Below are 14,890 nucleotides of genomic sequence, written 5' to 3' on the forward strand. Positions count from 1 at the left end.
GGGCTCAAAGTAGTAGTTCTGCCCCCAAAATCGGGATTTAAACTTGCGGTTCCGCCCCTCGTGGATAACCTTTTCCTGCGGCTAGGGATTCTTTGACTGTACTGGCATATATATCGACATAATCTGCCTGTGCCAGCTCAACCAGGGTCTTCATAAAATAGTCTGTGAAGGCTCTCTTCGCTTCATGAGTCTCGGGGTCTAAGCCGAGACCTGTTATATAGGCGCGGGCGTCAATAGGCTCGCCGATGCGTAGTCCTACTTTATGTGGTCGAAGAATCCAGGAACCAATGGGGTTGGCCTTTCGAGCACCGATCATAGCCACCGGCACCACTGGTACTCCCAGCTTGAGAGCTATATGTGCCATACCTGTCTTACCGCGATAGATGCGGCCATCTGGAGAGCGAGTGCCTTCTGGATAAATACCCAGGACTTCCCCATTGGTGAGAATTCGCGCCGCGGCTTCCTCTAAAGCTGCCTTGGCGTCTGACGATGTGCGATCAAGTGGAACCTGGCCTACTGTATTAAAAAACCACCGCTGAATAGCCCCGATAACGCCGGTACCGGTGAAGTACTCACTTTTGGCTAAGAAGGTCACATGGCGGGAAATCATCAGTGGCAAGTAGAAGGAATCCATCACCGATTGGTGATTGGAGGCTAGTATGACGCCACCTGTGTGGGGAATATTTTCAGCGCCGGTAATCTCGGGACGGTTATAAAGCTTCAGGAAAGGACCCATCACAATATACTTGAATATCCAATACCATTGTTTGCTGGTCATAATCCTTTGAAAGCTCCTGAATAGTCTTAATCCGGCAGGGATGTGTTAACGTAGCGCCGAGCCAAGTCAGCTACGCCTATCATACCCGCATCAGCGCCCAATTCAGCGCATTTCACCTCGGCCACGGGGCGGTGGCCGGCGCCCACCAGATTCTCAGCCATAATCGTTTTCGCAGTAGCCAGATAAAGGTCCGCATCTTGGGAGACTCCCCCACCCAGCAGAATAAGACCGGGGTCAAGGACATCGCCGACGATGGACAGACCCTTGCCCAGCCAGATAGTAAAATCCTTGAGCACCTCGGTTGCTAGCGGATCGCCTTCACGGGCCAGATGCATAATGTGGCGGCCGCTGATTGTCTTATGTGTTAAAGCTGTGGGGAGATGGTGGGGGTGATTGAGGTATTCTCGCGCGGTTTCTTCTAAAGCCGATCCCGAACAGTAGCGCTCCAAACAGCCCTTTTTCCCGCAGGCGCAGGCACGTCCATCGGGAACGACGGTAAGGTGCCCAAATTCCGGAGCGGTGCCGAAGGCCCCGCGATAGATAGTGTTTCGATCCATCAAAGTTGCCCCAATGCCGGTGCCGAGGGCGAATAATACCCAATTGTCCACACCACGGGCTGCACCGAATTGGTTTTCGCCCCACGCTGCCGAATTGGCATCGTGTTCAAGTCGAACCGGCAACCTCAGAGCCTTTTCAAGTTCTCTCTTGGCAGGATAGTCGCGCCAGGAAAGGTGCGGAGCAAAGCGCACGATTTCGCATTCAGGATCTAAGAACCCCGCAACTGCAAGTCCCACCGCAGCAATATCATGGGAGGATTTTAGATGCTCTACCGCCTGGATAATACCTCGCACAAGGGTTTCAGGACTGCGCGGGACGGGAGTAGCTACTGCATCGATGATATGTCCCTCGTGGTCAACCACGCCGGCACGCAGATTGGTTCCCCCGATATCGAAACCGACGGTGAGAATTTCATGCATGACCTTAGACAACCTTTGTACCCACTCTTTGACGTAGATTAATTATTCAAGGATATAACGTCTTGAAGCTTGGCTCTAAATTACTCGGCATAACCCAAAACTGTGCGCAGCCGCCGACCCATGGTATCCCAGGTCCAATTTTCCTCGATATTCCTCCGGCCTGCCTCCCCCATGGCACGACGTCTTTCAGCATCTTCAGCAAGGTAGCACAAGGCTCGAAGGAGCTCCTTCGAATCGTGGACTACAAGACCGCTATCAGCGGTCATGGTTTCCGGGGCACCCCCTGAGTTCCCAGCGATAACCGGCACTTGGCAAGCTTGCGCTTCAAGATAGACAATCCCTAGGCCCTCGATGTCGAGTCCGCCTCCCCTCGTGCGGCAAGGCATGGCAAAAATATCCGCACTCTGCATGAGCTCTACCTTTTCGGTTTCACTGATCCGACCTGAAAAGGTAATAGTTGGTTCATCACCTGCTAACCGGCGTAACCTCTTCTCGTCTCTCCCACTACCAGCAATAATAAGTTGGGCATGAGGATATGCGTGGAGAAATTCCGGCCACACCTGAATGAGTTGATCTTGACCTTTACGCGGAACCAGACGAGAGATGCACACAACCGTCAGAGATTCACTGTGCTGGGTGGGTCGAGGTCTAAATACGTCGTGGTCCACGCCTGAAGGCAGATGCGCAAAGTGACACGAACCTTTTTGCTCGAAGGCAGACGCAAAGCGATCCAGGGTGTAATCAGAGATATAGGTGACGCAGTCAGAGTGTTTTCCTATAGTGCCAAGGAGGGAGCGGGCAACAGGCAGCATGGACCAGCCCACTTCATGCCCGTGAGTGGTAGCCACTACGCGAGTCGCGCCGGCTTCTTTTGCTGCTGCCGCCAAGAGTCCGAGGGGAGCTGCTGCCCCGAACCACACGGTATCGACTGAATATGTGCGAATTATTTGCTGCATCTTTCGGCGCACCCGAGGAGTGGGAAGCAGCACTCGCGCGGAGTCTCTTATGATCGGGTAACTAACCGTGGCATCATAGAGTGCCGCTTCGTGTTGGTCCTGGGTAGAGGCGTAGACAACGATATCGCCCGCAGGCAGGGTATGTACAAAATCGCGCACATATGATTGGATTCCGCCTGTGGTAGGGGGGAAATCGTTAGTAACGAGTAGGATCCGCATCAGTATCTACGCGCCCCATAAAACGGCATGGAGTCCATGCTCACTACCTGAACGGGGATACCATAGTCGCTGGCGTGGAGGACTTTGTTATTACCAGCGTAGATGCCGACGTGAGTGGCCCCTGGGTAGAAGCCAACCACGTCACCGGGCTGCAATTCTGCTCGGCTAATTGGCTTACCACCCGACATCTGGGCTTGGGAGGTTCTGGGAAGTACTTTTCCTTGCTGAGCATAAGACCAGACCACTAGTCCCGAGCAGTCGAAAGCGTCGGGGCCGGCGGAACCCCACCCGTAGGGAGAGCCGAGCTTAGTCAAACCCACTTCAAGGGCTTGCATACCGGAGGGATTATCGCCCTCGATACCCGCTAATGTGTAATCTACCGGACCATTCTTCTCCACCCAGCGAGCCCGTTCTGCAGGACTGAGGGCATCAACCTGGTTAATCACCTCGGTGATCCTAGTCTTGAGCTCTTCTTTTTCTCGCTCCAGATCTTTTTGTCGAGCGATGATGTTATTACGCTTAAATTTTGCTTCCTCCAGGGCCTGACGGGCTTCGTTACGCGCCTCGTTAGCCTCGCGTGTTGCCTGCTGCAGGCTTTCTACTACCTTCTCGGTGGTATGGGTCAACGTTGCAAAATAGGCTGAGCGGTCGATGGCGTTTTGGGGATTGTTCGATCCGATAACCTGGGTGACTCGATCTTTTACTGCGCCCCGATATTTCGCCTGAGCAATCGAATTAACACTCCGTTGGTAATCGCGTTGCTTTCTCAGAGCGTCATCGGCGAGCGCCGTGGCCTCTGTAGCGCGGTGCTCGAAATCAGGTAATCCTGCTTCGGCGGCTTTTAGGTCCTCAGCTAATTGCTTGACCTCCTCGCTTTTTATATTAGCCTCTGCGGAGATCTCGCCCATACGCGCGATGAGGTTGTCCACATCACGGTCTGGAAGTTCTTGGGCATTAAGTATTGGCAACCCCAAACTCACGCTAGCAAGCACGGTCACTATGCCGACGGCACGAATGTGCACGATACTCCACCCCTTTTAGGCATATCAGATGAAAGTTAAACCGCCATTTTATCCCATCCCTCATCCAGATGGGACAAAGCGAAAAACCCCGAGCCCCTATGATTATTAGGGCTCAGGGCTTAGAGAATGGGAGCATACAGACTAGTACCGCACTGCCGAGTGGAAGGGCATCGTAGAAATTGCAGTCTCGGAGAGTGGGACACCTTCGGTGAGTGCGTGTATTACCATGCCGTTGCCGGAGTAGATACCGACGTGGGATGCACCTGAGTAGAAGACAACGATATCTCCAGGCTGTAGATCCTGGTAAGACACCGGCTGGCCCGAGGACGCCTGGGCATATGACGTCCGGGGGATGCTCTTACCTACCTGCGAATAGGCCCATGTGGTTAGTCCTGAGCAATCAAAGGCATGTGGCCCGGTTGCGCCCCATACATATGGGGAGCCGATACGAGAGCGAGCTGCATCGACTACTGCCTGTCCGAGGGTTTGGGTTTGTAGCTGCTCGACGCCAGGGAATCCGACGACGGCTGAGTAGTTAGGAACAGAGGCTTGCCCGGCAAGCGATGGGATCCACTGCTCAACACCGGGGATATTAGCGATTCCCGGTATATTCTCGATGCCTGGAATTTCCACTGCAAGATCAGTTCCAGGGACGACGACCTGCGCAGCCTGGGCGGCGGGGTTAACCAAGGTTGCTGCCGCTGCGACGGCGGTTACAGCCGCTGCGTTGCGAGCAGTCGAGTTGGTTTGACGGCGGTGCTTAGCCACGAATTCAGTCTCCAATACTAAATCTCAACCAGCCAAGGAGTGTCCTTAAAAACTGGCGGTCGCTTCGAGAAGATCTCAGTGGGACCAAAGGTAGGAAGAATTTCTCAACCCATGCTTTTTGATTTGTCTCAATAAGGTTACGAAATGATTACAAGTCGTGTCTACTCCTTAGGTGAAAAACCAGCGGATTCAGGAGGGGTGCCCTGCACAAAGAAGGATGAAGGGAATGTTTATGAGACGTTGGTATATTCTCCGGAAAGGCCGTCTACCTGCACATAGGAGCGTTATCAAACCGTTACACTTTTGAGGTCATCCCGTTATAAAACCAACGTAAAAAGTTAATGTGATTTATAACACATTCCGGGAATTTAGGGGTATATCGGCGAAAATGTGCGAAATGCTCACGCTAAACGGCAGCTAGACGCGCCTTTTCTCTAGTTCACTCGAGTAACAGAAATGTACAGACGGCGCACGAGCATATATCCCTTCAGAACCCCTCAGATCCCCCCAGCTCTGCTCAAAAAAGCGGCACAGATCTCTACCTATCACTATCTTCCACATCGTTGGCAGGAAACAGATGTCACTGCCACCAAACTGTGCGCTGTCCACATCCCCTCTACGGTACTGCCAGAGACCTCTCGCAAATGGCCTACTCAGATAGCACGCGTATCGTTTCCACGGCCCCAGGGCGGGGTGTATCTTCCCAGGAGATCTTCGGGCGTTAAAAAAATGACGAGATAATTAAACGATCCCCACCGGGCCGTGTTGCATTCACAACTTGAAAATCGCGCTGGTTTAGATCGCAAACTCCATTACTACCTCCCAATAGCTCAGGAGGTAGGACGGTCATCTTGAGCTTCGTCCTTAGGCCTCGATATAGCGTGGTGGTGACGGTCCCACAACCACAACTCTTTAGACATGCTGCTGCTCGCACTCCCCATACGATCGGCTCGTTCACATGCGGGCATCTATATCGTATTCACCAGGACTCAAATTTAGGCCGAATCTACTAAGGGTGTAGTAGAAACTGACGCAGATATTTAACGCGCCTTCTATCTGGCTCACCCGCGCCACAACTGCGCCGTGACTAGGCTTAAACGGGGCGCTAGCCGAATCTTTCAAGGGATATTCCATCGGGCAATTCCCCACTACCCCTGGATGCAGCAAACTTTCGGTTCGGCAACACTTGATTGAGGCCACTGAAAGCCATTCAAACTCAGCTGGTGAGTTGCGGGTAAGTTGATACAGCAAGCAAAAAAGTGGTGTCTCCCTATATATAAGGAGACACCACCTGATAGAGCCTATTTAGATTCGATTGTTATCGATATCCTCTGCCCTATTTGCTTCATTGAGATTTTCCAGCATTTCGACCTGTTCGTGGTGGTTTTCTTCTTCGATTTCTCGAGCCTTTGCAGCAATCTCTGCATCGTCGGGAGTAAAGAAGCTACCACGCCCGGGCTCGCCGGCGAATCCCAGCTGGTTCAGCTGCTTCGGCACAGCGGCACCGGCATAAGGCAGTGGGATGGGGTGTCCATTTTCGTCCACAGGTCCTAGAGGTTGGTGTACTTCGATAAAGGCGCCATTAGGCATGAGCTTGATAACGCCGGTCTCGATACCATGCTCTAGAACTTCACGATCTGAGCGCTGCAGGGCTATACACAGACGATACGTGATGAAGTAGGCCAGTGGTGGCAATACGAGAAGTCCAATGCGACCAAACCACGTCATGGCATTCAGCGATACATAGAAGTGCAAGGCGAAGAGATCGTTACCGCCGGAGAGCGTAAGTACCGCGAAGAAGGTAATACCCATAACTCCGATGGAGGTTCGCACTGGGACGTCGCGTGGACGCTGCAGCAGGTTGTGATGGGCATTATCGCCTGTCACTTTTGCTTCGATGAATGGATAAGTGATGAGCAAAACAACCATTAGACCCGCGACGAGTCCGACCCAGACGGCATTCGGTATGGTGTGGTTGCCAATATACAGCTCCCAAGCCGGCATAACGCGAGCCAAGCCGTCGGTCCACAGCATATAGATATCGGGCTGGGAGCCAGCAGATACCTGCGATGGATTATATGGGCCCAGCATCCAAATGGCATTGATTGTGGTCAATCCAGCGAGCAAGGCGAGAACACCAGCGGTGATAAGGCCGAAGGCGGCTGCCTTGATACCGAAGAGTGGGAGGATACGAATTCCCACGACGTTATTTTCAGCACGACCTGGTCCGGGGAATTGGGTGTGCTTCTGGTACCACACGAGCGCTAAGTGTGCAGCGATCAGGCCGAGGAGGATGCCAGGGATAATGAGAACGTGGGCGATATAGAAGCGATCGAGCATGAGGTCGGAGGGGAAGTCTCCTCCGAAGATCAGCCAGTGCAACCAGGTTCCAATAATTGGGAGTCCCACAATGATGGCCGACATAATACGCAGACCAACACCGGAGAGGAGATCATCAGGTAGCGAGTAACCCATGAAACCTTCGGCCATTCCGAGAAGCAGGAGTACACAACCAATGATCCAGTTGGCCTCGCGGGGACGTCGGAAAGCACCAGTAAAGAAGATGCGCAGCATGTGCACGGTCATTGAGACCATGAACATCAGCGCAGCCCAGTGGTGCATTTGTCGAATGAACAGCCCTCCGCGAACCTCGAAGGAGATATTTAATGCGGTGGCGTAGGCGCGCGACATTTCCACACCATTGAGTGGGAGATAAGCGCCGTCATAGATGACCTTCGTAATCGATGGATCGAAGAAGAGGGTCAGATAGACACCAGTCAGGAGCAGGATGAGAAAGCTGTAGAGAGCGATCTCACCGAGCATAAATGACCAGTGGGTCGGGAAGACCTTATTTATTTGGGTCCGCATACCACCAGCGAGGGTGTAGCGGGAATCGATATTATTGCCTATTTCAGCGAGTTTGTTTGTCATTATGACTTACGCTCCCAGAATGCCGGGCCGACAGACTCAATGAAGTCGCCTGCGGCGATGAGGTAACCCTCTTCGTCTACGGTAATCGGCAGCTGTGGCAGAGCACGTGCGGCTGGCCCGAAAATAGGCTTTCCGTAATGCAGAGCATCAAACTGCGATTGGTGGCACGGGCACAGGATTCGGTTCGTTTGCGCTTCGTAGAGGGAGGTTGGGCAACCGATGTGCGTGCAGATCTTGGAATAGGCGTAGTAATCGCCATAGTGGAAATCTTCTTGGCCAGCGCGCTCGATGACCCTTTCAGCGTCCGAGGAGCGCAAGCGAATGAGCATGACCGCGTTGCGAGGGCCATGAATGGAGTGCATCTGATTCTCATAGACGTCCGCCTGGGGGTCGTACAAGTCCCCATCGTTGACGAGGTCAGCAGGAAGTGGGAAAACGGTCTCCATTCCAGCTGCCACTAGATCCTCAGGGCGCATGCGAACCAAGCGGGTCACGCCATGGGTCGTATAGTGCTCACCGGAGGAGCTTTCATGCTTTTCGGCGAGGGCACCAGTGTCACGTCCAAGATAGAGCTTCACTCCCTGCTCGGAGAGTGTCCAGCCGGAGGTCCAGAGTGTACCGTCACCCTGAATGCCGAGTTTGCCGGCTTTCCACGGGTTCTTGATCATGCCGCCTAGTGGGGCGATGATCACTAAGCCAGCTAGCACGCCACCGAGACCGAGGAGACCTTGGATAACCTTACGGCGCCCTAGAGTCGAGGTATGCCATGAGTCATTCAGTAGGGCTACGATGGTGCGGCGATCGACTTCATCTGAGGGGCCATCATGGCGGCGCTGCACCGCGATTTCGTCTGGAACGATGGTCTTCACGTAAATGACCACGCCCATGCCGAGGGACAAAATGGCCAGACCAGCGGTGAGGCCAAGAAGCGGGGTGAAGAGGGTATACATCCACAGCCCGTCATCGCCATGACCCTTATACTGCCACGGCCAAGCGATATAAACGGCCAGGAAGGCCAAAGCAGCTACTATACCTAGACCAAGCCAGATGCCCACAATACGAACAGCACGCTTCTCGGCGGGGTCGTTTTTAATAGGGAACCGTTCCTTGCGGTAGGCAACGGTGACGTCATCGAGCTCCGTGCCAAGGCGCGCAAGTTCCTCGTTGGTCATTGCGTTGAGCTCTTTGTCGCTGAAGTTCTTTGAAGTATTTTCGCTCATGAGCGCGATCCAATCCACATAGCGGCGGCCACGAGGACCACGATTCCTACAAGCCACATCAACATGCCTTCAGCAACGGGGCCGATGCCACCTAAGCTCCAGCCACCAGGAGATGGGGTTTCCTTCGCAGACTTAATGAAAGCAATAATGTCTTTTTTCTCGTCCGCCGATAGCTGCCGATCGGAGAATTTAGGCATATTTTGTGGACCAGTGAGCATAGCTTGGTAAATCTCTTGCTCATTTGCTGGGTCAAGGTACGGAGCGTACTTGCCCGAAGACAATGCCCCGCCGCGCCCAGTGAAGTTATGGCAGGATGCACAGTTGAGACGGAAGAGATCAGATCCGCGCGCTACGTCGGCGGGATTGATTTTGCCGTCGAACTGGTGCCCGCGAAGAGATTCTTGGGCTACCGAACCGTCTTCGTTATAGACGATTTCGGGTCCGCCACCGTTGGCGGCTACATAAGCGGCGATCGCTAGCGATTGCGCTTCATTATAGCGAGGGGTCTTGCGAGCGGCTTGGGCTTCATTGCGCAGCATCGGCATACGGCCGGAGTGCACTTGGAAATAGACCGCACCTGATCCAGCACCGATCAGTGATGGTCCACGATCTTCCACACCCTGCAAATTGGTGCCATGGCAAGTCACACAGGCTAGCTCGTAGAGGTCTTTACCCTCTTGGATCAAAGCCTGCTCATCGGCTTGCGCAGTGGCAACTTGCGGATCTGGGGTGGCAGCGTTTACTAATAGGCCGGTGCCGGTGAGGCCGAAGGCAAGTGCAAGGGCACCAGCGAGGGTGCGCCGCAATTTCCGCTTCCCACGCACCTTCTTCGCGTGGGCGGCCAAGTCGGTTGAGCTCACCGTCTCGGAGTTTGTATGGTTGGTCTCCATCATTTTCCTTATGTCTCGATTATGGAAAGTGAATGGCTGTAGGCCAGGGGGTGGATGATCAGATCATCCATAGATGGCCGCTACGGCCTACTGAATGACGTAAATAGTAATGAACAATCCAATCCAGACCACGTCGACGAAGTGCCAATAATAGGACACCACCATCGCTGCAGTTGCCTGGGCTGGGGTAAACTTTGACATCTTGATGCGCAGCAGAATAACAACGAAGCCTAGAACACCAGCGAGCACGTGGGCTGCGTGGAAGCCAGTCGTAATAAAGAATACGGAACCGTAGACACTGCTAGGGATGGTCAGGCCGTGCTCTACCAGGTGGTAGTACTCATAAGCCTGGCCGAGAAGGAAGATCGTACCTAAAAGGATGGTCAGTGCATACCACCGACGCAACTTGAAGACGTCTCCCCTTTCTGCTGCAAAAACGCCGTACTGGGCGGTCACCGAACTCGAAACCAGAATGGCCGAGATGGCTAGGGCATAGGGGACATTAAGGTGATCAGCACCTTCTTGCCAGGACCCGTTACCGATCCCGTTCGCACGCGAGGTGAAATACATCGCGAACAAACCGGCGAAGAACATCAACTCTTGAGACAGGAACACGATCGTGCCCACACTGACCATATTAGGGCGATTCAGTGCGGCTACTCTCGGCGTTGCTGCCTTGTCTGGGTTTCCAATTGCGTTCGTCACATCTATAAGTATGGCTTGTTTCTGTTAGCCCGTCACCTCGCGCGCATGACCGGTTTCTCCGTCTATTGCCTTCTACAACACAGCTCATCATGCATTTTCCCTGTGTTTGCCGATGCACTTATGCGTAAAAATAGCCATAAGCGCAGGTCACCACAGTTACCCCCCGCAAGGGAACACTCAACGGCGTCCGACTGGTCTATAGCCACTAAGTTACTATTGTGAGCTAAAACACATGTTTCATTCAGATCGAGTCTTAAAACTCATACTTAAGTATGCCCCACGCCTACCTGCACTTTTATCGAAGGACTACCCCCCTTTATTGCCCCTGAAAAATCTCCGGGAACTTTTTTCAGTTTCATCCGACCACAACTACCCCACTAACACTCAGACCCCCACCCGACTATTTCGGGTGGGGGTCTGAGAGAAGAACGAACGGAGAGGAATCAGATCTTTAGTGCTTTTCCTTTGGTAAACCGTATTGCAGGTTCAACATCGTGGTTGTATAAATCAACGCGACGGCACCTAAAGCAATGAGCCAGTAGTGCATAAAGACGATGCCAAAGCCCAGCAGCGCAATGGCCCCGGACATAGCAGCCGGCCAAATGGAGGACGGGGAGAAGAATCCTAGTGTTCCCGCTCCGTCGGAGATCTCAGCTTCCTCCCAGTCTTCAGGAACAACATCCATGCGCACTTCGGTGAAGTGCAGATAGGCACCCAGCATGAGAGCTAGCAGGGTGGCCAAAATCAGGGAGACACCACCCGCCCATTCGAAGTTATAGCCGCCTCCATCAGCAACGAAACGGTTGCCAGTATCGTCGACATACATGGTGGCCAGGAAGTAAAGTACGGACATAATCGCCAAGAAGACGGTTATGGAGTACATGATTCGTGATGATCCGCGCATTTTCTCTTACCTCGGTCCTTTATTCGCCCGTAAGCTCACGTACATTATTGCCATCACGGGTTGCAGTGCGCCCTGAGTTGAATGGGCTCGTGGTGATTGCATAACCTGGTTCGCCAATTGCCTCTAATGCAGCTGAATTTGGAGCTTCAGGGTTGCTGCGGCGGAAGTCGAGATAGTCAACGAACTTTTCAGGCGTGACCACTCGAAGCTCAAAGTTCATCATGGCATGGTAGGTGCCGCACATTTCGGCGCAGCGGCCAACGAAGGCACCTTCCTTCTCAATCTTCTCGATCTGGAAACGACGCTCCTGCTTATTCTCCTCGGGATGGGAGTATACGTCGCGCTTGAAGAGGAACTCTGGAACCCAGAATGAGTGGCTCACATCCGAGGAAGCGAGTTGGAACTCGATGGGTGTATTGCTCGGAAGGACCAACACGGGGACCTCGTCGGTCGTACCCAAAGTCTCTATCTCGTCAAAGTGCAAATAAGACATATCGCTCTTCGAGCGCCCGTTGATTGGGTTATGACCACTCGGGTCGATCTTAGAAGCCTCGGCTAGTTCTTGGCGCTCAGTGTCGATTCCGTCGTAAGTCTTTCCGTCGGTGGTGAGTTCAGCAGCAACCTCGCGGTAGCCGAACTTCCAGTTCCACTGGTAGCCGGTGACATCGACAACAACCTGAGGATCTTTATCCAGTGCAGTAACCTTGTCTTGGGTTTGCACGGTGAAGAAGAAGAGCGTCATAACAATAACCACCGGGACGATGGTTAAAAAGAGCTCGACCGGAATATTATATTGGGTCTGACGTGGGAACTCGTCTTTACCGTCTTTTTCGGCCTTCTTTGCCGACCAGGCGAACATGCCGTAGATGAACAGGCCCCACATAATGACGCCGATCGTCCAGGCAGCTACCCATACCCATACCCAGAAGTTATACATTGCGGTTGCTTCGGGTGTAATACCCTTAGGCCAGCCCATAGCGAGGAACCAGCCGAGAGCTCCACCTGGAGCATCGACATTGCACCCCGCAAGGGTTCCAGCACCTAAGGTCAGTACACTTGCTAGAAGTGCTACCCGCCCAAAGCCACGCTTGTGTTGATTAGCCACGCGTGTCTGCCTTCCTTTTCACATTCGTTCAGTTCATCGCAGGAGTACCATTCGCCCACGAGCGGCCGAGAGTATTCCTATGCCTATCTTGACAGAATATCGTATCCAGCGCGCCCGTGAGGAACTCCATAGGCCATTTGTGCTGCTTATTTGGCCGAGAACGGCATTTTCATTACCCCATTGACGTGGATAATTAGCTAGTTAACCTCGATAAACACGTGACTCGAATCACACTCTGCAGTTGACGCACTCAACCTTTTGAATGCCCACTAAACCGATAGCTCTCTACCCCCACACCTCTCCCCCGCATTTTAGCCAGCGCCCGCCCCACCACGCGCACCGAGCTAAGCCCGGATATATGGAGTAACCTTAGAGACCAGATTTTCTAACCCTGATACTTAGAGTGAAGGAGTCCTTAACTTTCTATGTGCGGCTTACTCGGAATCCTCTCCGCCCACGGCCAAGCGCAGACCTTTGTCTCCGCGATCGAGAGTGCGCTCCCGTGCATGCACCACCGCGGGCCCGACGAGGCTGGTACGTGGCACGATAATGACGCCGTCTTCGGTTTCAACAGACTCTCTATTATTGATCTAGCGCACTCCCACCAGCCTCTGCAGTGGGGGCCCGAAGGTCAGGAAAATCGCTATGCCATGACCTTCAACGGTGAGATCTATAACTACCTCGAATTTCGCGAGGAATTACAAGCTCTCGGTTACCATTTCAATACTTCTGGTGACGGGGAGCCAATCGTAGTGGGCTACCACCACTGGGGAGAGAAGGTGGTTGAGCATCTCCGCGGCATGTTTGGCATCGCAATCTGGGACAGCGTGGACCATCAGCTCTTCCTCGCCCGCGATCAATTTGGAATCAAGCCGCTCTACTATGCCACAACCGAGAAGGGTACCGTCTTCGCATCCGAGAAGAAGTGCATCCTTGATATGGCCGATGCACTTGGTCTAGGTCTCGACCTTGATCGCAGAGCCATCGAGCACTACGTGGACCTGCAATACGTCCCCGAACCCGAGAGCCTGCATCAGGAGATAAGGCGACTTGAATCGGGTTGTACTGCTACTGTCCGCCCTGGGGAGAAGCTGGTGCACTCACGTTATTTCCGTCCCCAATTCCCAGCCCGAAAAGTAGGTCCCGCTGGTGAGCAGGAGCTCTTCGATCGCATCACCCACGCCCTGGAAGATAGCGTAGAGAAGCATATGCGTGCCGACGTCACCGTTGGATCCTTCCTCTCGGGTGGTATCGATTCCACTGCTATCGCCGCTCTAGCCAAGCGTCACAACCCTAATCTACTCACTTTTACCACTGGATTTGAGCGCGAGGGTTATTCCGAAGTCGATGTGGCTAGAGAGTCCGCAGAGGCTATTGGAGTTGAGCATATCGTCAAAATTGTCTCACCCGAGGAATACGCCGACGCCATTCCTAAGATCATGTGGTACCTCGACGACCCCGTGGCGGACCCCTCCCTCGTCCCGCTCTACTTCGTAGCCCAAGAAGCTCGCAAGCACGTCAAGGTCGTGCTCTCAGGGGAAGGCGCCGACGAGCTTTTCGGCGGCTACACCATCTATAAAGAGCCGCTCTCGCTGGCACCATTCGAGAAAATTCCGGGTCCCCTGCGCCGTGGTCTGGGGCAGCTCTCGCGCATTCTTCCGGAGGGGATGAAGGGTAAATCCCTACTCGAGCGCGGCTCCCAAACTATGGAGGAGCGCTACTACGGTAATGCCCGCTCCTTTAATTTTGAGCAGATGCAGCGTGTCATTCCGTGGGCCCGCAAAGACTGGGATCACCGAGAGGTCACCGCTGGAATTTATGCTCAATCCCAGGAGATGGACCCCGTCGCCAGGATGCAACACCTTGACCTCTTTACGTGGATGCGAGGCGATATTCTGGTCAAAGCCGATAAAATCAATATGGCCCACTCGCTCGAGTTGCGTGTTCCTTTCCTCGATAAGGAAGTTTTCCACGTGGCAGAAACAATCCCCTACGATCTCAAGATCAGCCATGGGACCACTAAATACGCCCTCCGTAAAGCGATGGAATCCATCGTCCCAGCGCATGTGTTGCACCGTAAGAAATTAGGCTTCCCCGTCCCTATGAGGCACTGGTTAGCTGGCGATGAGCTCTTTGGCTGGGCTCAGGACACCATCCGCAACTCCGGCACGGCGGAGATATTTGATAAAAATGAGGTTCTAGCCATGCTCACAGAGCACCGCAACGGTCACAGCGATCACTCTAGGCGCCTGTGGACGGTCCTCGCCTTTATGGTCTGGCATGGAATCTTCGTGGAAAAGCGCATCGATCCTGGTATCGAGCAGCGCGAATACCCAGTCGAGCTATAGGCATTCTCGAGCTATAGGTATTCGAGCGACAAAAAGGGCGCCTGTCAGGGTTTTTACCCTGCCAAGC

General features: G+C 53.5%; 12 protein-coding genes. 1 reads left to right on the forward strand and 11 read right to left on the reverse strand.

Annotated features, from left to right (window positions below; translation table 11 throughout):
* Positions 1-37 precede the first annotated feature (37 nt).
* The 11 genes from N7326_RS02165 to ctaC form a co-directional block, all read right to left on the reverse strand.
* Positions 38-778 (reverse strand): lysophospholipid acyltransferase family protein, encoded by a 741-nt coding sequence (locus N7326_RS02165; RefSeq protein ID WP_263088077.1) that lies wholly within the window; start codon positions 776-778, stop codon positions 38-40.
* A gap of 26 nt (positions 779-804) precedes the next feature.
* The gene (locus N7326_RS02170) at positions 805-1,755 is read right to left on the reverse strand and encodes an ROK family protein (protein WP_263088078.1); all 951 of its coding nucleotides are present in this window, start codon (positions 1,753-1,755) and stop codon (positions 805-807) included.
* Positions 1,756-1,835: 80 nt separating this feature from the next.
* Complete coding sequence (locus tag N7326_RS02175) at positions 1,836-2,933, reverse strand: glycosyltransferase family 4 protein (protein WP_263088097.1); 1,098 nt, start codon at positions 2,931-2,933, stop codon at positions 1,836-1,838.
* The gene (locus tag N7326_RS02180) at positions 2,930-3,952 is read right to left on the reverse strand and encodes a C40 family peptidase (protein ID WP_263088079.1); all 1,023 of its coding nucleotides are present in this window, start codon (positions 3,950-3,952) and stop codon (positions 2,930-2,932) included. Before N7326_RS02180 ends, N7326_RS02175 begins: the two co-directional genes overlap by 4 nt.
* Positions 3,953-4,093: 141 nt before the next feature.
* Positions 4,094-4,720: a C40 family peptidase gene (locus N7326_RS02185; protein ID WP_259157621.1), complete on the reverse strand. Its 627-nt coding sequence runs from the start codon at positions 4,718-4,720 to the stop codon at positions 4,094-4,096.
* Positions 4,721-6,025: 1,305 nt separating this feature from the next.
* On the reverse strand, positions 6,026-7,651 hold the full coding sequence (gene qcrB, locus N7326_RS02190; RefSeq protein ID WP_259289275.1) for a cytochrome bc1 complex cytochrome b subunit: 1,626 nt from the start codon (positions 7,649-7,651) through the stop codon (positions 6,026-6,028).
* Positions 7,651-8,871: a cytochrome bc1 complex Rieske iron-sulfur subunit gene (qcrA, locus tag N7326_RS02195; protein ID WP_263088080.1), complete on the reverse strand. Its 1,221-nt coding sequence runs from the start codon at positions 8,869-8,871 to the stop codon at positions 7,651-7,653. Before qcrA ends, qcrB begins: the two co-directional genes overlap by 1 nt.
* Complete coding sequence (gene qcrC / locus N7326_RS02200; protein WP_396124677.1) at positions 8,868-9,764, reverse strand: cytochrome bc1 complex diheme cytochrome c subunit; 897 nt, start codon at positions 9,762-9,764, stop codon at positions 8,868-8,870. The genes qcrA and qcrC overlap by 4 nt, the downstream gene beginning before the upstream one ends.
* Positions 9,765-9,848: 84 nt before the next feature.
* Positions 9,849-10,466 carry an aa3-type cytochrome oxidase subunit III gene (ctaE, locus tag N7326_RS02205; RefSeq protein WP_259076036.1) on the reverse strand — a complete coding sequence of 206 codons (618 nt, stop codon included), beginning with the start codon at positions 10,464-10,466 and terminating at the stop codon, positions 9,849-9,851.
* Between the two features lie 451 nt (positions 10,467-10,917).
* Positions 10,918-11,370, reverse strand: a complete 453-nt coding sequence (gene ctaF / locus N7326_RS02210; protein WP_259076034.1) for a cytochrome c oxidase subunit 4 — start codon at positions 11,368-11,370, stop codon at positions 10,918-10,920.
* A 19-nt stretch (positions 11,371-11,389) separates the two neighbouring features.
* The gene (gene ctaC, locus N7326_RS02215) at positions 11,390-12,475 is read right to left on the reverse strand and encodes an aa3-type cytochrome oxidase subunit II (protein ID WP_259157618.1); all 1,086 of its coding nucleotides are present in this window, start codon (positions 12,473-12,475) and stop codon (positions 11,390-11,392) included.
* A gap of 425 nt (positions 12,476-12,900) precedes the next feature.
* Here ctaC and asnB point away from each other — a divergent pair, with 425 nt between their 5' ends.
* Complete coding sequence (asnB, locus tag N7326_RS02220) at positions 12,901-14,823, forward strand: asparagine synthase (glutamine-hydrolyzing) (protein ID WP_263088081.1); 1,923 nt, start codon at positions 12,901-12,903, stop codon at positions 14,821-14,823.
* Positions 14,824-14,890: the final 67 nt, after the last annotated feature.

Origin of the sequence: Corynebacterium sp. ES2794-CONJ1 (assembly GCF_025660615.1) — a bacterium.
Taxonomy (GTDB): Bacteria; Actinomycetota; Actinomycetes; order Mycobacteriales; family Mycobacteriaceae; genus Corynebacterium.